13 protein-coding genes and 2 pseudogenes are annotated in these 18,299 nt (G+C 73.1%); 8 read left to right on the forward strand and 7 right to left on the reverse strand.

The features are described 5' to 3' along the window. Window positions 1-235: pseudogene (locus JNW91_RS32510) on the reverse strand (hypothetical protein); the annotation flags it as partial. 265 nt (window positions 236-500) lie between these two features. Here JNW91_RS32510 and JNW91_RS20865 point away from each other — a divergent pair. From JNW91_RS20865 to JNW91_RS32520, 5 genes are all read left to right on the forward strand, one after another. Beyond that, the gene (locus JNW91_RS20865; RefSeq protein WP_203177191.1) at window positions 501-1,832 is read left to right on the forward strand and encodes an HRDC domain-containing protein; all 1,332 of its coding nucleotides are present in this window, start codon (window positions 501-503) and stop codon (window positions 1,830-1,832) included. A 106-nt stretch (window positions 1,833-1,938) separates the two neighbouring features. Next, entirely contained in the window at window positions 1,939-3,135 is a 1,197-nt protein-coding gene (locus JNW91_RS20870; RefSeq protein ID WP_203177192.1) for a thiolase family protein, read from the forward strand. Next, window positions 3,132-5,201 (forward strand): 3-hydroxyacyl-CoA dehydrogenase NAD-binding domain-containing protein, encoded by a 2,070-nt coding sequence (locus JNW91_RS20875; protein WP_203177193.1) that lies wholly within the window; start codon window positions 3,132-3,134, stop codon window positions 5,199-5,201. The genes JNW91_RS20870 and JNW91_RS20875 overlap by 4 nt, the downstream gene beginning before the upstream one ends. Before the next feature lie 160 nt (window positions 5,202-5,361). Then, window positions 5,362-5,745, forward strand: a complete 384-nt coding sequence (locus JNW91_RS32515; RefSeq protein WP_238425395.1) for a hypothetical protein — start codon at window positions 5,362-5,364, stop codon at window positions 5,743-5,745. Further along, entirely contained in the window at window positions 5,742-6,104 is a 363-nt protein-coding gene (locus JNW91_RS32520; protein ID WP_238425396.1) for a hypothetical protein, read from the forward strand. Before JNW91_RS32515 ends, JNW91_RS32520 begins: the two co-directional genes overlap by 4 nt. Window positions 6,105-6,168: 64 nt before the next feature. On the opposite strand, the gene JNW91_RS20885 is transcribed toward JNW91_RS32520, so the two are convergent. The 3 genes from JNW91_RS20885 to JNW91_RS20895 form a co-directional block, all read right to left on the reverse strand. Next, entirely contained in the window at window positions 6,169-6,564 is a 396-nt protein-coding gene (locus JNW91_RS20885) for a VOC family protein (RefSeq protein WP_203177194.1), read from the reverse strand. Between the two features lie 163 nt (window positions 6,565-6,727). Continuing rightward, window positions 6,728-7,909 (reverse strand): sensor histidine kinase, encoded by a 1,182-nt coding sequence (locus JNW91_RS20890; RefSeq protein WP_203177195.1) that lies wholly within the window; start codon window positions 7,907-7,909, stop codon window positions 6,728-6,730. Further along, window positions 7,906-8,574, reverse strand: coding sequence for a response regulator transcription factor (locus tag JNW91_RS20895; protein ID WP_203177196.1), 669 nt, complete (start codon window positions 8,572-8,574; stop codon window positions 7,906-7,908). The genes JNW91_RS20890 and JNW91_RS20895 overlap by 4 nt, the downstream gene beginning before the upstream one ends. Before the next feature lie 138 nt (window positions 8,575-8,712). Here JNW91_RS20895 and JNW91_RS20900 point away from each other — a divergent pair, with 138 nt between their 5' ends. Next, window positions 8,713-9,864 carry a peptidase C39 family protein gene (locus JNW91_RS20900; RefSeq protein ID WP_203177197.1) on the forward strand — a complete coding sequence of 384 codons (1,152 nt, stop codon included), beginning with the start codon at window positions 8,713-8,715 and terminating at the stop codon, window positions 9,862-9,864. On the opposite strand, the gene JNW91_RS20905 is transcribed toward JNW91_RS20900, so the two are convergent. Then, a complete protein-coding gene (locus JNW91_RS20905) occupies window positions 9,865-11,145 on the reverse strand; it encodes an outer membrane protein assembly factor BamB family protein (RefSeq protein WP_203177198.1) in 1,281 nt (426 codons plus the stop codon). It lies immediately after the preceding gene. Between the two features lie 128 nt (window positions 11,146-11,273). Between JNW91_RS20905 and JNW91_RS20910 the strand changes: the two are divergent. Beyond that, window positions 11,274-13,126, forward strand: a pseudogene (locus JNW91_RS20910) (hypothetical protein). Here the strand turns inward: JNW91_RS20910 and JNW91_RS20915 are convergent. Together JNW91_RS20915 and JNW91_RS20920 are read right to left on the reverse strand one after the other, a co-directional pair. Continuing rightward, window positions 13,127-14,941, reverse strand: coding sequence for a hypothetical protein (locus JNW91_RS20915; protein ID WP_238425397.1), 1,815 nt, complete (start codon window positions 14,939-14,941; stop codon window positions 13,127-13,129). Next, window positions 14,941-16,722: a hypothetical protein gene (locus tag JNW91_RS20920; protein ID WP_309244436.1), complete on the reverse strand. Its 1,782-nt coding sequence runs from the start codon at window positions 16,720-16,722 to the stop codon at window positions 14,941-14,943. The genes JNW91_RS20915 and JNW91_RS20920 overlap by 1 nt, the downstream gene beginning before the upstream one ends. Before the next feature lie 371 nt (window positions 16,723-17,093). On the opposite strand from JNW91_RS20920, the gene JNW91_RS20925 reads away from it, so the two are divergent. Beyond that, window positions 17,094-18,293 (forward strand): hypothetical protein, encoded by a 1,200-nt coding sequence (locus tag JNW91_RS20925; RefSeq protein ID WP_203177201.1) that lies wholly within the window; start codon window positions 17,094-17,096, stop codon window positions 18,291-18,293. Window positions 18,294-18,299 lie beyond the last annotated feature (6 nt).

Below are 18,299 nucleotides of genomic sequence, written 5' to 3' on the forward strand. Positions count from 1 at the left end.
ACCGGCACCGGAAAAGCCGTGGGGCGCCGCCGCCGGGGCGGCGCCGGGGGTCGGCGACCGGGTTGCCCCACTGGCCGGTGTTGGGCGGGGCGACCCAGCCGGTACGGGGGGTCGGGACGGCCCGGGACGGATCGGTGTCGCCGGTCGGGGCACCGGACCAGGTCGGCGCGGCGGCGGGCTGGGGCTCGATGCGCGGTGGCAGTGGCCCCGGCCGCTCGGCGGTTGGCCCACCCACGCCGTCAGGGTCGGCGCCCGCCGGTCGTCCGTCCCCCGAACCGAAGCCAGCCGTCATGATCGTCTTGCCTTTCCGTGGTCTCCCCGTGCCGCCATCGACCCGCGTGTCACGCCTTTCGGGTCGGCGGCTCGATGGACCGTACCTGCGCGAACGGGCTTTGTCTCCCCCGATGTCCGGCATCCGCAGGGACACCTTGTGGACACCTGAACAACACACGCCGGACCGGCTGCACCCGCCAGATCATCGCGCGCACTAGGGTTGACAGGTGACCGACGAACCACCCCTGCGCCGTCGGCCCGCCGAAGACCTTCCGGGAAACGCCCCCCAGCACCCGCCGTCGGCCCAGCCGCAGCCGGCGGGCGCGGGAGCCGACCCGACCGCCGGTGGGCCCGTTCCGCTGATCGCCCCGCGTGACGGCACCCCCGAGCCGGTGGCCGCGCCGGCCGAGCTTGCCGAGGTCGTGGCCCGCTTCGCGGCCGGCACCGGCCCGGTCGCCCTGGACGCCGAGCGAGCTTCGGGGTACCGCTACAGCCAGCGTGCATACCTGGTCCAGCTCCGTCGGGCCGGCGCGGGCACGGCGCTGATCGATCCGCTGCCGCTGCCCGACCTCAGCGCGCTGGACGCGGTGATCGGCGAGGCCGAGTGGGTGCTGCACGCGGCCAGTCAGGATCTGCCCTGCCTCGCCGAGGTGGGGTTGCGCCCGCGCCGTCTGTTCGACACGGAACTGGCCGCTCGGCTGGCTGGATTCGAGCGGGTCGGCCTGGCCGCGCTGACCGAGCAGCTGCTCGGATTCACCCTGGAGAAGCACCACTCGGCGGCCGACTGGTCGAGCCGGCCACTGCCCGAGTCGTGGTTGACCTACGCGGCGCTCGACGTGGAGCTGCTCACCGACCTGCGCGACGCGCTCGCCGCCGAGTTGGCCCGGCAGGGCAAGGCGGCGTGGGCCGCGGAGGAGTTCGCCGCGCTGGTCCGTACCGGAGCCCGTCCGCCCCGGGTCCGCGCGGAGCCGTGGCGGCGCACCTCGGGCATCCACCGGGTACGCGGAGCGCGGGCCCAGGCCCGGGTGCGTTCGATGTGGTACGCCCGGGACCAGATCGCGGCCCGGCGGGACTCGGCGCCCGGTCGGGTGCTGCCCGACTCGGCGATCATCGCTGCCGCCGAGTTGGACCCGAAGGACGAGAAGACGCTGCTGACGCTGCCCGGTTTCGGCGGCCGGTCGGTGCGCCGCCTGGCGCGTACCTGGCTGGCCGCGCTCGACGACGCCCGGCAACTGCCGGACGACGCGCTTCCGGTCACCCCGGCGGTGGAGGGTCCGCCTCCGCCGCACCGGTGGGCCGAGCGGGATCCGGTGGCGGCCGGGCGGCTCGCCCGCTGCCGGGAGGTGGTGGTGCGCATCGCCGCGGAGCACAACCTGCCTCCGGAGAATCTGATCACCCCGGATTCGGTTCGACGGCTCGCGTGGACCCCGCCGGAGGAGCTCGGCGAGGAGGCGGTGGCGGAGACGCTGCGCGGTTTCAACGCCCGCGAGTGGCAGATCGGCCTCCTCGTCCCCGACCTGACCGAGGCGCTCTCCCCGGTTCAGCCCACCCAGGGGTAGCGCGGCGGCCGGGTGTGGGGTGGGCCACAGCGGGGGGTCGGGACGCGGTTGGTTACTGGCGAGTAGCATCCGGGGGGAACCTGCCGTGGTCGATTAGGAGGCTCTTGTGCCCCGTGAAGTTCGGGATGTCGTCTTCGTCGACGGCGTCCGTACCCCGTTCGGCAAGGCGGGTGGCATGTACGCCAACACCCGCGCCGACGACCTGGTGATCCGCTGCATCCGTGAGCTGCTGCGCCGCAACCCGCAGCTGCCCCCGGAGCGGGTCGAGGAGGTCGCCGTCGCGGCCACCACCCAGATCGGCGACCAGGGCCTCACCATCGGCCGCACCGCCGCGCTGCTCTCCGGCCTGCCCAAGACCGTTCCCGGCTTCGCCATCGACCGGATGTGCGCCGGCGCGATGACCGCGGTGACCACCGTGGCCAGCGGCATCGCCATGGGCGCGTACGACGTCGCCATCGCCGGCGGTGTCGAGCACATGGGCCGCCACCCGATGGGTGAGGGCGTCGACCCCAACCCGCGCATCATCGCGGAGAAGCTGGTCGACCCGTCCGCGCTGGTCATGGGCGCCACCGCGGAGAACCTGCACGACCTGGTCCCGCACATCACCAAGGAGCGCACCGACGCGTTCGCGCTCGCCTCGCAGCAGAAGACCGCCAAGGCGTACGCCAACGGCAAGCTCCAGGACGACCTGGTGCCGATGTCCATCCGCGACGCCGAGGGCGCCTGGGGTTTGGCCACTGTGGACGAGGCCCCGCGGGACACCTCGCTGGAGAAGCTCGCCACCCTGAAGACCCCGTTCCGCCCGCACGGCAAGGTCACCGCGGGCAACGCGGCCGGCCTGAACGACGGCGCGACGGCCAGCCTGCTCGCCGACGAGGCCACCGCCCGCGAGCTGGGTCTGCCGGTCGCCATGCGGCTGGTGTCGTTCGGTTTCGTCGGGGTGGAGCCGGAGGTGATGGGCGTCGGTCCGATCCCGTCGACGGAGAAGGCGCTGCGCCTCGCCGGGCTCAGCATCGACGACATCGGCCTGTTCGAGCTGAACGAGGCGTTCGCCGTGCAGGTGCTCGCCTTCCTCGACCACTTCGGCATCGCCGACGACGACCCGCGGGTCAACCCGTGGGGCGGTGCGATCGCCATCGGTCACCCCCTGGCGTCGTCCGGCGTGCGTCTGATGACGCAGCTGGCCCGCCAGTTCGCCGAGCACCCCGAGGTCCGCTACGGCGTCACCGCGATGTGCATCGGCATCGGCATGGGCGGCACCGTGATCTGGGAGAACCCGCACTGGACGGAGGGCAACAAGTGAGCGCGCTCGCCGCACCGAACGAGGTCGTCACCAAGGCGCTGCTGCGCCAGGTGAACGTGCCGGGGCTGGACCGGCCCGCCGCCCTCATCACGCTTGACAACGGCTTCGACCACACCAAGCCGAACACGTTCGGCCCGGCCGGTCTGACCAGCCTGGACGAGGCGATCACCGCGGCGCTGGCCGCCGACCCGGCGTTCATCGCGGTCACCGGCAAGCCGTACATCTTCTGCGTGGGCGCGGACATCGTCGGCCTGCCGCAGCTCGCCGACCGCGCGCAGGCCCTCGAGATCGGCCGGCTCGGCCACCGGGTGTTCGCCCGGCTCAGGGACAGCACCGTGCCCACGTTCGCGTTCGTCAACGGCGCGGCGATGGGCGGCGGCCTGGAGCTGGCACTGCACTGCCATTACCGGACGCTCTCCGGTGGGGCGACGGCGCTCGCGCTGCCCGAGGTCTCCCTCGGTCTGGTGCCCGGTTGGGGCGGCACCCAGCTGCTGCCGAACCTGATCGGCATCCCCGCCGCCACCCAGGTGATCATCCAGAACCCGCTGATGCAGAACAAGATGCTCAAGCCGAAGCAGGCCGCCGAGCTGGGCATCGCGGACGTGCTGCTGGAGCCGGCCGACTTCCTGGAGCGGTCGCTGGAGTGGGCCGCCGGTGTGGTGCGCGGTCAGGTCACCGTGACCCGGCCCGAGGTCGACAAGGACATGTGGGCGGGCGTGCTCTACTTCGCCCGCGAGACGCTGAACCAGCGGCTGCACGGCGCCGTGCCGGCCGCGTACAAGGCCCTCGACCTGCTGGAGACGGCGAAGGACGGCGACTTCGCCGCCGGCACCGCCGCCGAGGACGAGGCCCTCGCGGACCTGGTCTTCTCCGAGGAGCTGCGCAGCGGCCTGTACGCGTTCGACCTGGTGCAGCGGCGGGCCAAGCGGCCTGCCGGCGCACCCGACAAGGGCCTGGCCCGCACGATCACCAAGGTCGGCATCGTCGGCGCCGGCCTGATGGCCGGCCAGTTGGCGCTGCTGTTCGCCCGTCGCCTCCAGGTGCCGGTGGTGATGACCGACCTCGACCAGTCCCGGGTGGACAAGGGCGTCGGCTACGTGCACACCCAGATCGAGAAGGCCGTCACCAAGGGCCGGATGGACAAGAACACCGCCGCCAAGCTGTACGGCCTGGTCAGCGGCACGGTCGACAAGGGCTCCTTCGCCGACGCCGACTTCGTCATCGAGGCGGTTTTCGAGGACCTGGGCGTCAAGAAGCAGGTCTGGGCCGAGCTGGAGAAGATCGTCTCCTCGGAGGCGGTGCTCGCCACCAACACCAGCTCGCTCTCGATCACCGAGATGGCCGCGGAGCTGGAGCACCCGGAGCGGGTGGTCGGCTTCCACTTCTTCAACCCGGTGGCGGTACTGCCGCTGCTGGAGATCGTCCGGGGTGAGCGCACCGACGACGCCACCCTGGCCACCGCCTTCGCCGTGGGCAAGCAGCTCAAGAAGTCCTCGGTGCTGGTCAAGGACGCTCCGGCGTTCGTGGTGAACCGGCTGCTCACGCGCTTTCTGGGCACCGTCTTCGCGGCCGTCGACGCCGGCACTCCGCTGGACGTGGCGAACAGCGCACTGGACCCGCTGGGCCTGCCGATGCGCCCGCTCGCCCTGCTCCAGCTGGTCGGCCCGGCCGTGGCCTACCACGTGGGCGGCACGCTGCACGCGGCGTACCCGGACCGGTTCGGTGTCAGCGAGAACCTCAGGCGGATCGCCGACTCGGGCCAGCCGATCGTGGTCGATGACCAGGTCAACGCCGAGGTCGCCAAGCTGCTCGTGGTCGGGGATGAGCCGCTGACCGCCGAGCAGGTACGCCAGAACGCGCTCGACGCGCTCGCGCAGGAGATCCGGCTGATGCTGGACGAGGGCGTGGTCGCCGAGGCGCAGGACATCGACCTGTGCATGATCCTCGGCGCCGGTTGGCCGTTCCACCTGGGCGGCGTCACGCCGTACCTGGACCGGACCGGCACCAGCGAGCGGGCCACCGGCCGGCGGTTCCTGCCGCGCGGGGCGGCGAGCCTGCCCGCCTGACCGGTCACAGCTCCACCGTCGCGGTGGTCGGACCGTCCCTCGTGGACGGACCGGCCACCGCGTTCGCTTCTGGCGCTGCGCTGACCTGCGCGCGGGGCGACGCGGTGCTCGGCACCGAGTTAAGATCACCCGCTTTGCCACCCGAATTTGGAGCTGACTGATGTCCCAGCCGCCGGCCACCCCCTACGGCCCGCCGCACGATTCCCCTCCCCCGCCGCAGCAGCCGGGCCAGCCGGCGGTGCCACCGCAGCAGGGCTTCCCGGTCCCGCAGCCGGGCCAGCAGTACGGCGACCCGAGCCTGCACGGCGGTCCGCCGCCGGCGAAGAAGTCGAAGGTCGGCAAGATCATCCTGATCGTGCTGGCCGTGGTGCTGGTGCTCTGCCTCGGCGGCGCGGCAATCACCTGGTTCGCGGTCAAGGACGAGGTGGGCGACGTCGTCGACGCCACCAAGACGCGGGTGGTCGCGCCGGCCACCCTCGCCGGCCGGGCGAAGAACACCGACCCGCAGTTGCAGGCCGCCGCCGACGCATGGTCGCCGAGATGAAGTCGACGGTGCAGGGCGAGACCAGCACCGTCGGCGCGTTCTACGGCGACCCTGCCAAGCAGGACCTCATCATGATCGCCGCCGTGTCCGGGCTGGTTCCCGATCCGAAGAAGGAGATGGAGGACTCGGTGACCGCGCTGTCCAGCGAGCTGAGCCTGACCAACATGGCGACGGTCGAGCCCGGTCCGCTCGGCGGTGACGTGCGCTGCGGCGACGGCAAGGCCGAGAGCGTGCCGCTCGGTGTCTGCGTGTGGACCGACCGGGGCAGCGAGGGTGTCGTGGTCATGTACTTCAAGTCCGCCGAGCAGGCGAAGGCCGAGTTCGCCACGATTCGGGGCCAGGTCGAGCAGCGCTCCTGACCGGTACGTGACCGGGGCCCCGACCACCTGAGGGTGGCCGGGGCCCCGTGCCGTACGCCGACAGCTACGAGGCCGACGTGGCCGCCCGCTCACCGGCGCTGCGCACCACGCAGAACTCGTTGCCCTCCGGGTCGGCGAGCACCGCCCAGCCGGTCCCGTCGGCGTGCCGTCGGTCGGCGACCATCGCGGCCCCGAGGCCGAGCACCCGCTCGATCTCCTCGTCCCGGGTGCGGTCGACCGGCTCCAAGCAGATGTGCAGCCGGTTCTTGGTCACCTTGTCTTCCGGCACCTCTTGAAAGAACAGGTTCGGGGTGGTCTCGTCCTGCGGCAGCAGGGCCGCCTCCGGGTCACCCGGGGCGTCCTCCGAGTGCCGGGCGTACCCGAGCACCGCCGACCAGAAGCCGGCCTGGGCGTAGGTGTCGTGACAGTCGAAACTGATGTTGCGGATCCGTGGATACACGGGTGTTCCCTCCGTGCTGGATGGGGACGCTCCGCCTCCCGGGGGTCAGCCGAGAGAAACCCGGGGCGCGGAGCCGGTGTTGGTGGACATCGACGCACCCCCCCTTCAAACTCACGCTGACCGTGTGATCTTGCCATCGGCTGAGGAACGCCCGCAACCCCGTTCAGCCGGTCGCGGGCACCGGGCCGGGCACCGCCGGGGCGTCCGCCGACGGCAGGGTGACGGTCACCTCCAGACCACCGCCGGGCTGCGCGATCACCCGTACCGTGCCGCCGTGCGCGTCGCAGACCGCCCGGACGATGGACAGCCCCAGGCCGGAGCCGCGGGCGCCGGTGCGTTCCCGTCCGCCACGCCGGAACGGCTCGAACAGCCCCGGCACGTCGGCCTGGTCCACCTCGAAGCCGGTGTTGCCGACCACCAGCCACGAGCGGTCGCCGTCGGTGCCGGTACGCACCCAGAGCCGACCGTGCAGATGGTTGTAGCGGACCGCGTTCTCGATGAGGTTGCCGGCGAGCCGGTCGAGCAGCCCCGGATCGCCGACCACCGGCGCGGACTCCAACGACGTCTGCACCCGCAGGCCGATCCGGTCCACCTCGCGGCGCATCGCCGACAGCGCGTTGGCGGTGCCGGCGGCCAGATCGCACTCGGTCCGCCGGCCGAGCCGCCGCCCGGCCTGCGCCTCGCTACGAGCCAGCACCAGCAGCGCGTCCACCAGGCCGTTGGCCCGCTCCGAGGCGTCGCGGACCACGGTGGCCATCCGGCGGTACTCGGACGCGTCCGCGTCGTCGTCGCTGAGCGTCACGTCGATCTCGGTCCGCATGACGGCGAGCGGGGTACGCAGCTCGTGCGAGGCGTTCGCCACGAAGCGTTTCTGCGCCTCGAACGCGGACGCGATCCGGTCCAGCATCGCGTCGAACGTCTTGGCCAGCTCGGCCACCTCGTCGTCGGCGCCCGAGTAGCCGATCCGCTGGTCCAGAGTCGCCTCGCCGAGCCGTTGCGCGGTGGCGGTGACCTGGTGCAGCGGGCGCAGCGCCCGGCCAGCCACCGCGTACGCTCCGGCCACCCCGACCACGCTGATCGCCAGGAGCGCGACCAGTCCCTTGGCCAGCAGCTCCCCGGAGGCGGCGTCGACCAGCTGCCGCTGCCACTGGGCGGCATCCAGCGACCGGCCGTCGGAGAGCACCACCGTCGTACCGGGCAGCAGCTCGTCGGTGGGTCGCAGCGCGTCGCGGACCAGCAGCCAGGCCAACAGCACCAGGATCGCTCCCGCGCCGATCAGCAGCACGCCGTTGAGCAGGGTCAACCGCAGCCGCAGCGTGGGCCGCAGTCGCGTCCGCCCGGTCATGACACCACCTCGGCGGTGCGGTAACCCGCGCCGACCACCGTCTCGATCAGCGGCGGGTCACCCAGCTTCCGGCGCAGCGTCATCACGGTGACCCGGACGATGGTGGTGAACGGGTCGGTGTTGGCATCCCACACGCGTTCCAGCAGCTCCTCGCTGGAGACCACCGCACCACGCGCCTTGAGCAGTTCGCTGAGCACCCCGAACTCCTTGTTCGTGAGGTCGACGGGCACGCCGGCGCGGGTGGCCACCCGGCGGGCCGGGTCGAGCACCAGGTCGGCCAGTTCGAGCACCGGCGGCGCCGCCGGGGTGGCCCGCCGGCCCAGCGCCTGCACCCGGGCGACCAGTTCGTCGAAGGCGAACGGCTTGGGCAGGTAGTCGTCCGCGCCGAGCTGCAACCCCTCGACCCGGTCGGCGACCGTGCCGCTCGCGGTGAGCATCAGCACCCGGGTCAGCGCGCCCGAGGCGGCCAGGTCGGCGCAGATCTGGTCGCCGTGCACGCCCGGCAGGTCGCGGTCGAGCACCACCACGTCGTACCGGGTGACGAACGCCGCCTCGTGACCGGCGTCGCCGTCGTACGCCACGTCGACCGCCATCCCCCGCTTGCGCAACCCGCGCGCGATCGCGTCGGCGAGGTTGCGCTCGTCCTCCACCACCAGTACCCGCATCCCGGCCTCCTCGCTGCTGACCACCGACAACCTAGTGCCGGCCGGCAACCATCGTCCCTCGCCGTCCACTCCGGTCGGCGTTGCGGACCTGCGCGGCGTACGCGATGCTGCCGGCACCGAACGACGGACGGACCTGCCATGACCATCGCGGCACCACCCACCCGGCGGGACATCGCCTACCGGGGCTTCCACCTTCCGGCGGACTCGACGGCCGGCACCGTCGACGGCCTGCACGCCACCGATCGCGGGCTGGCCCTCGACGACGCCGACCAGCGGGGCAGGTGGACGACCCCGCCGGTGCGGGTCGGCTTCGGAGTCGGCGAGGTGGTGCCGTCGTGGACCGCCGAGACGCCGAACGGCTGTTGGATCGAGGTCGAGCTGCGCGGCTGGCACGGCGACGCGCCGAGCACCGACTGGTACCTGCTGGCCCGCTGGGCGGCCGACGACAGTGCGGTACGACGCGCCTCGGTGCCCGGGCAGCACGACGGTGACGCCCGGGTGAACACCGACACGCTGCTCGTGACGGGCGCGACGGTCACCGGCTGGCAGGCGCGCGTGACCCTGTGCCGACCGGCCGACAGCCCGACCGGCCCGGTGCTGCGCAGCATCGGCGCGGTCGCCGCCGGGCCCACACCGACCCACCAGGGGTACGAGCAGGAGCCCGCCGTGGCCGCCGCCCGAGGGAGGGTGCTGGACGTTCCCCGCTACTCACAACGGCTGCACGCCGGACAGCACCCGCAGTGGGGTGGTGGCGGTGACTCCTGGTGCAGCCCGACCTGCATCTCGATGGTGCTCGCCTACTGGGGTGCCGATCCGCCGCCCGAGCGGTACGCCTGGGTGGAGCCGCCCGGTCCACGGCCGGTGGTGGTGCACGCCGCCCGACACTGCTACGACCACGCCTACGCCGGTGCCGGCAACTGGCCGTTCAACACCGCGTACGCCGGTCTGCACGGGGTGGACGCCTTCGTCACCCGGCTACGGTCGCTGGTCGAAGCGGAGGCTTTCGTCGCCGCCGGCATCCCCCTGATCGTCTCCGCGGCGTTCCGGGCCGACGAGGTGCCGGGGCTCGCCTACGACAGCAGAGGGCACCTCATGGTGCTGGTCGGCTTCACCGCCGACGGCGACCCGGTGCTCAACGACCCGTACGCGCCGGACGACGACTCGGTGCGCCGAACCGTGCCCCGGCAGCGGTTCGAGGCGGCCTGGCAGCGTGGCAGCGGCGGCATGGCGTACGTGCTGCGGCCCTCGTCGGTGCCGCTGCCCCTGCCGCCCGCACAGGCCAACTGGTGATCAGTCGGGCATCAGGAACAGCCGGTACGAGCCGTCCACCCGCTGGCAGAGCAGCCGGCCCACGCTTGCCTGGCAGTTCCCGGCGGCGTCCGGCAGCACGTCGAGCATGCGTGCCTCCCCGGTGCGGGCATCCAGCCGCGCCACGAGCAGCCCACCGTCCGGGTGCCGGCGCACGCCGACCAGCGGGCTGCCGAAGCCGGACTGGGCCAGCTCCCAGCGGCCCAGCTCGGCCAACTCCCGACCGGTCAGCGGATCGAGCACGACCAGCTGCTCCAGGGCGGAGCCGGAGCTGTTCGCCCTGCTGGCCATCAGCCGGTCGCCGTACCGGAAGACCCACCTCCAGCGGTCGCTCCGCCACCGCATCTGGCCGGTCGCCAGGTCGAGCGCCCGCAGCCCGTTGAACCGGGTCTGCAGGCACAGGACCGGGCCGCAGTCCTGTACGAAGTCGATCCGGCCGGCTGTACCGCTCCAGCGCCGGTCCAGTCGGTCCAGCCCGTACACGGTGATCGTGGCTGGCGCCTCGCCGATGACCAGAACCAGGTGGTTCACCACCTGGACCAACCCGAGCGGCCCGCCGCCGGGTGGGCGCAGGTCGCCGCGGGCCAGTACCGCACCGGTGGCCGCGTCACGGACCTCGACCGGCCCGTCCACCGGAACGACGACCATCCGGTCCACCCCGTGCCCGACCTCGTGGAACACCGTGTACCCGGTGGTGGCGCGCGACTGCCAGCGCACAGTGCCGCAGCAGGGATCGACCGCTCGCAGGCCGACCGGCTCGTCCTCGCCGCCGGACTGCAGCAACACGGTGCCGTCGGCCAGCTCGATGGGGCTGCCCGGCTGCTGCCACCGGTACGCCCCGGTCTCCCGGTCGAACGCCACGGACAGCGTCCCCTGGCCGGGCATGTTGCTTTCGTAGACCGTGACCAGCAGCATCCCCGCCACCGACGTGATCCCCCAGGACCGGCCCTCCACCGGTACCCGGGTCTGCCAGACCGCCTTGCCGCCGGGCAGCCGGAAGACGGTCATCCGCCGCTGTGTCGGCTGGGCGGGGTTCGGGTCGAGGACCACGAACAGGTCGCCGTCGAGCAGCGTGTCGGCGGCGAGCTGCGCCGGCAGCGTCACCACGTCCCGCCGGGGCGGTGCCGCGGCGGCGGCGAGGGTGGCCAGCACCAGCAGCAGGACCAGGGCGCACCGCACCGGCCGGCCGTCGGCCCGGGGTGGGCGGGGCAGCGGGTCGGGATCCGAGGTGTGCCGCAGCTCGCCGAGGTCGATGATCGACAATCGATCGTCCTTCCGTCACCCGTCGCCGCTGGCCGGCGGGGGCGTCCCGGCAAACCCGACCGTGGGCGCACCGGCCCGGCAAATGCGACGCATCCCCGCCTGTACGATGGCGCGTCGTGGCTGTGCCGGTGGTAGACCCCTCGCTGAATCCCGTAACCGACGCCGACCCGACCGAGGTCGAGCCGACACGGCGGCCTCGACGCCGACCCGCCCGCGCCGACCTCGTGGCCCTCGGAGCCTATGTGGTGCTGGGCGTGTTCGTCTGCCTCCACTACTGGGGTGACGTGACCGGCCGGGTCTCCTCGCACCTGCCCACCGACCACAGCTGGTTCGAGTGGCTGTTCGCGCACGGCGCGTACTCGGTGCGGCACCTGGAGAACCCACTGTTCACGGCCCGGCAGAACGCCCCGGACGGGGTGAACATGATGGCCAACACCTCGCTGCTCGGGGTGACCCTGCCGCTGGCACCGCTGACCATGCTGCTCGGCCCCCAGGTGATGTACGCGCTCTACCTGGGTGGGGCGTTGGCGGCCACCGCCGGCACCGCGTACTGGATGCTCTCCCGCCACCTGGTGCGCTCGCGGGCGGCGGCCTTCGTCGGCGGCGCGTTCCTCGGCTTCGCGCCGGGCATCATCCACCACGCCAACGGCCAACCCAACTTCGTGTCCAACTTCCTGCTGCCCCTGATCGTGGTGCGGGTGCTGCGGTTGGGCGAGCCGGGCCGGTGGCGGCGCAACGGGCTGGTGCTCGGGGCGCTGGTGGCGTACCAGATCTTCATCAACGAGGAGATGTTGCTGCTCACCGCGCTGGCCTGCCTCGTCATCGTGCTGGCGTACGCCGTGCAGCGGCCCGCCGCCACGCGGGCCGCCGCCGGCACGTTCGTGGCCGGGCTCGGCGTCGCCGGTGGGCTGGCGCTGCTGCTCGCCGCGTACCCGATCTGGTTCCAGTTCGACGGCCCGCAGTCCTACCGCGGTCTGCAGGGCGGCGTCTTCCACAACTGGGGTGAGGACCTGGCCGCGTTCGTCACCTTCGCCCGGGACACCTGGGCCGGTGACCCGGCGGTGGAGCAGACGATCGGGTTGACCGAGCAGAACACCTGGTTCGGTTGGCCGCTGGTGCTGCTCTCGGTGGTCGCCCTGGTGCTGCTCGTCCGCCGCTCGCTGCCCGCCCGGATCGCCGCGGTGCTGATCGTCGTCTTCACGGTCGCCTCGATCGGGCCCCGGGTGCGGTTCAACGGCGTGGAGACCGGCGTGCGCGGCCCGTGGTCGTACGTACCGGACGACCTGCCGCTGGTCGAGATGATGATGCCGACCCGCTTGACGCTGGTGGTCGCCGCCGCGGTGGGCGTACTGCTCGCGTTGACCTGGGACGCCGCGTCCCGGCAGGGGCGTGCGGTGGCCGACCGGCCCCGGGTGCCGGCCCAGCGCACCGGCGAACCGGCGGTCACGTCGCGTCGGCGGTGGCTGCGCCCGGTGGGGTACGCCGCGGTCGCCCTCGCCGTGCTGCCGCTCTTCCCCCGGCCGCTGCCCGCCCAGCAGGTGGAACCGCCGCCGCACTTCATCACCGCCGGAGGTTGGCGGCCGTACGTGCCGGCGGGCCGGACCCTGGTGCCGGTGCCGATCCCCAGCAACGTGCACGGCCTGCCCACGCTGCGCTGGAGTGCGCTGACCGGGCAGGAGTTCCCCGTCCCGGGCGGCTACTTCATCGGCCCCAACGAGCTGGGCGAAGGGGTCTTCGCGCGCCGAACCGGCCGACCAGCAGCCTCATCTACTCCACCATGGACGCCGGTAAGGTCCCGGCGCTCACCGACGAGAACCGTCGCCAGGCCGTCGAGGATCTGCGGTTCTGGCGGGCGTCGGTGGTGGTCCTCGGGTCGCACCCGCGCGAGGCGGTGCTGCGTGAGCTGATCACCGCCCTGATCGGGGCGCCGCAGCGGGTCGACGACGTCTGGGTCTGGGACGTCCGCGCCGTGGTGGGTTGATCAGCCGACCTGGTCTGTGACGTCCCACAACCACCCGCCGTCGACCGGGCGGCCCGGACCGAGCAGGTCGTCAACGGTCCGGCGGACCGGGTCGCCGTTAACCAGATAGCCGAGCACCACCACGGCGGCCCGCCAGTGCCGCAGATCCTCGACGGCCTGGCGGCGGTCGGCGTCGGTGAGCACCGGCACCACGCCGGTCTCGGCCACCCGGCGCAGTAGAACCGACGTGGGCCGGTCCGGCGCTCCCCAGCGGGCCGTCGGGTCGTCGGGGCCGCTCGGTCCGATGAAGTAGCCGCCCGGCGCCGGGAACGCGAGCCCGGTGCGGGCGGACCAGAGCATCACCGGGCTCCGCGCCGCGCCGGTGACCGGGGGTACGGCGACCACCGTCCGGCCGGGCGGCACCAGCGGACGCCACCCGCCGTCGGCGACGAACCCCGGCACCGGCGCGACCGGCACCACCCGGATCGGTGTCGGGACCAGGGGTAGCAGCGCGGCGGCCACCGCCCCGGACCACAGCAGCCGCACCGGCAGGCCCGGCGCGGCCGGCAGCCGGCGCGCCGCCCGCACCCGGTCCAGGGAGAGCGCCACCAGCAACCCCAGCACCGGTACGCAGACCAGCGCGAACCGGGCCGGCACCGCGAGGTCGAGCAACGGCAGGCCGGCGACCAGCCGGTACGGCCCCGAAATGCCGGTGGCGGTGCCGTCCACCCGCAGCTCGGTGCCGAGCGAGAGCAGCGCGAACACCAGGGCGCAGCCGGCCAACGCGCGGACCAGCGGTCGGCGCCACAGCCAGATCACGATCACCACGGCGAGCACCAGCAGCCCCGGGCCGAAGAACGAGTTCTCCTCGGTCGGGTTCGGCGAGAGCAGGCCCGGCAGCCAGTCGTCGCCGAACACGGTCTGCCGGGCCGACGCGGTGAACGACGCCGCGTCCAGTTGGAAGCCGTGCGCGGCGAAGGCCATCCCCGAGTAGTGCTGCGGGCCGCGGAACTGGAACCACAGGGGGTACGCCAGCAGCACGGCCGCCACCACGGTCGCCACCGCGAGCCGGCCGATCAGGGCCGGTGCGTGCCGGCGGGCGGCCGCCCGGTCGGCGAGCGTCCAGCCCAGCGCGAACACCCCGGCGGCGAGCGCCAGGAAGACCAGCACCTCCTCGCCGATGAAGACCTGCCAGACGACCAGCAGCCCGAGGCCCGCGCCGGGCCGCGACACCTCGGCGGGCCGCCACGCGCCGCGTTCCGCCCTGGCGGGGGCGGGCCGGAACACCAGGGCGAGGATGGCGGGCACCAGGAACTGGGCCGCCATGTGCAGGTGCGCGCCCGCCTGGGCGACCATGCCGGGGGCGAACCCGCAGATCAGCCCACCGACCGCCGCCGCGGACCGGGCGCTCACCAACCGGCGGCGCAGCAGCGCGTACCAGGCGGTCGCGGTGCCGGCGAGGCAGCTGACGACCGCCACGCAGAACGCCACCTGCGACCCGAAGAGCAGCGTGACCGGGGTCAGTGGCACACCCAGGCCGAGCACCGAGGTGTTCGCCATCAGGTTGACCCCGTCCGGCGCGTTCAACGCCGTGCTGTAGAGCGGGTTCTCCCCCTCGACGACGGCGTGCGCCGCGTGGGCCAGCATCCACTCGAAGAGGACCTGGTCGCCCGCCTGGTGGAACAGCTGCCAGGGGCGCCCCCACTGCGCGTAGGTCAGCAGGACGGCAAGACCCAGATAGCCGGCCACCACCAACGCGTCCGGGAGCCAGGTCGGCCGGGACCGCCGCGCCGCCGCCGGGGCGACCGTCGCCGGGGACGCCGTCCCGGTGGCCATCAGACCGAGCGGTCGGTCAGCGTCCGGACGTCCCACACCCACACGTCCAGCTCCTGGCGGCCGGGGCCGACCAGGTCCTCGACGGTACGGCGCAGCGGCTCGGCGTTCTGCTGGCGGACCGGCAGCACCAGGATCGCGGCCCGCCAGTGGCGCAGCTCATCGGTGAAACGGCGGCGCTGCCGGTCGTCGAGCTTCGGCGTCCGGCCGGTGGTCGCCACCTCCTCCAGCAGTTGACCCACCCCGCTGGGCCGGCCGCCGAAGCGACCCGGGTCACCGGTGTTGCCGTTGCGCGGGGCGAGGAAGTAACCGCCCGGGATCTTGAAGTCGAGGTTGGTGGCCGCGGCCCAGCGCATGCCGTGCGTGTTGCCCATGCTGGGCACCGGAATGGGCACCAGCGTCTGGTCCGGGCCCACGTACGCCCGCCAGCGGTCGGCGGTGATGAAGTCCGGCACCGGTGGGCGGGACACCATCCGCAGCGGCATCGGGGCGATCGGCAGCAACGCGAACGCCAGGCCGGCGGCGGTGAGCATCCGTACGGTGCGTCGGTCGGCCGGGCGCAGCGCCCACGCCCGCTCGACGGCGAGGGCGAGCAGCAGACCGATCACCACGCTGGTGATCAGGCCGAACCGGGTCGGCACGACCGCGTCCAGCAGCGGCAGGTGGACCAGCAACTGCCACGGACCGCTGATCAGCTCCCGGTCCCACCAGGAGACCCGTTCGCCGAGGGAGAGCACGGCGAAGAACACGCCGGTGGCCGCGAGCGCCCGGACGACCAGCTCCCGGCGCAGCCAGACCACGATGGCGATGGCGAGCAGCGACAGGCTCCAGCCGAAGAAGGCGTTCTCCTCGGAGTAGTTCGGCGCCAGGTTGATGTTGGCCCGCTGGTTGCCGCCGAGGGTGGGCGAGCCGGGCGCGAAGAAGGCCGCGATGTCGTTGCCGTAGTCCCGCACCGCGTCGCTGAGGCCGTGGTACGCCATCGGTCCGGCGAACTGCACGTACAGCGGGTACGCCAGCAGCGCCCCGGCCAGCAGCGCGCAGGCCGCCAGGCCGGCGCCCAACGGTCGCCACGCCGCCGACCAGCGGGCGGGTTCCTGGACGAGCACCGCGATCAGAAACACGCCGCATGCCAGGGCCGTGAAGAGCAGGATCTCCTCGTTGATGAACGCCTGCGCGGTGACCAGCAGGGCGAGCAGCGCACCGTCCCGCACCGGCCGGACCGACCTGGTCAGCACCAGCACCCGCCAGACGATGAACGGCAACAGGAACTGGCTGATGATGTTCGGGTGCCAACTGGCGTGCGACAGCATCGCCGGGGAGAACCCGCAGAACCAGCCGCCGACCGCCGCCGCCAGCGGGGTACGGACCAGGTGGCGGGAGAGCACGAGGTACCACGCCAGGGCGGTGCCGGCGAGACCGAGCGTCACCAGCACCACGAAGGACACCGCCGGCCCGAAGAGCAGCGTCACCGGCACCATCGGGATGCCCAGCGCCAGCACGGCCGTGTTGGCCATCAGGTTGACGCCGTCGGGGTAGTTGAACTGTTCGGTGTAGAACGGGTACTCGCCGTGCAGCACCACGCGTACCGAGTGGGCGAGGAAGAACTGCACCTGGGCCGGGTCGCCGGTGTAGAGCGAGGCCACCCGGCCGGCCGGGTCCAGCCAGATCCGGCTGGTCACCCAGAGCGCGGCGAGCAGGAACAGCCCGCCCACGGCGAGGTGCTGCCGTCGCCGTGTCCACCGACGCCACCGGTTCCTGCTCGGCGCCTCGGCGTCGGCCGACACCTCGGGGTCGACGTCCGGTGGGGTGTCGACCGGCGCCGTGGTCGGTGCGGCCGGCGCGGCGTCGACGACGCCGACGGAGGCTTCGGCCGGCGCGGTGGACGTGGCGACGCGACCGACCGGCCGGCTGGCCGGCGTGCGGTAGCTCACTGTCTCGTCGAGGCCGGCAGCCGCCTCCGGGTGCGGCGCGGACAGGGCGCGGGACTCGGCAGGCGTCACAGTCGGCGGAGTCTACCGGAGCGACGAAAAGGCACTAAATCCCCGGTGGAGTCCACTGTGGTGGGTTTGCCGGTGACCACCTGAGGTCTCGCGCCGGACATCTCGTACTATGGCGCTTTCCGACAGCGACGGCGAGGCGATCGGGGGCGGACCAGGTGACTCCAGGCCGTCGGCACGGCAGGGCACTCACCGTCCTGCTGGGCGTACTGCTGGCCGCCACGGCGTGCGGTCCGGTCGCCGACCGTAAACCACGGGACCTGCGGGTCGGGTACGACAGCCTGGACGGCTCCCTGGCGGTGTGGCCTCCCCGGGGTGACCTGGCCGGCGACGCGGCGTCGACGGCGGCGGTCACCGACGCCGTGCGCGACTGGCGTTCACCGGCCGACGACCGGGCACATCTGCCCTCGTCCGGCATCCTCTTCTCCGGCCGGGTCGACGGCGCCCCGGTGGCCCTGGTCGCCGCCGACGTGCCCGGCGAAAGCGCCTCCTGGCTGCTGCAACTCAGCCGCGAGGGCGACCGGTACGCGATCACCCGCGCCACCGAGTACACCGATCCCGGCTACCTGGTCTACTCCGACGTGCTGCCGGTGCAGACCACCGGCGGTCGGCGCTACCTGGTCTCCGCCCGGGTGCAGACGCTGCTCGGGCCACAGGGCCGGGCGCTGGCCGTCGCCGACGGCCTCAGCGCGCCGGTCGACGTGCCGGCCTGCGCGGCGGTGCCGGTGACCGCGACCCTGCGGGCCACCGAGTCGCTGCCCCGGGGTCGCGCCGCCGACCGGCTGCTCGACCTGGGCACCGGCACCGTCGACCCGCGCTATCCGCTGGTCCGCGACGAGTCCGGTGCCGGCCGACGTGCGCTCACCGGCCTGGACACCTGCGTGCTGGCCGGCGACCGGGGGCCGTTCGGCAGCATTCCCCGCCGCATCGGCGACCGGGACGCGCCGCGCTCGGTGCCGACGTCGTGGCCGATGGCGAAGCTGACCGTCCGCTCGCTCGGCGAGGTCGCTCTCGGCGGCGGCGAGGCGGCCGAGTTGCAGCAGTTGAGCTGGGACACCGACGCCGGCACGATGACCGCCGTGATCTACCGGCCGGCGGACGGGAGCGCGCCCGTGGTCTCGCCGGCCGACCGGGCCACCCCGTTGCAGACGTACCAGCTGCCGGTGCCCGGCCAGCCACTGGTGGTGCTCAGTTGGCGGGCCACCCGGGACAGCTCCCTCTCCGTCCCACCCGGAACGCCGTTGCTTGTCGAACGCCCCGGTCTGGTGGTCGTTCCCGAACCCACCCGAACCCAGACCTACAGCCTCGCCAACACCGACAAAACCCACTACCGCTCCATAACCCCCCACCCCCGCTAACCCCCA

Source organism: Micromonospora parastrephiae, assembly GCF_016802865.1.
GTDB classification, from domain to species: Bacteria; Actinomycetota; Actinomycetes; order Mycobacteriales; family Micromonosporaceae; genus Micromonospora; species Micromonospora parastrephiae.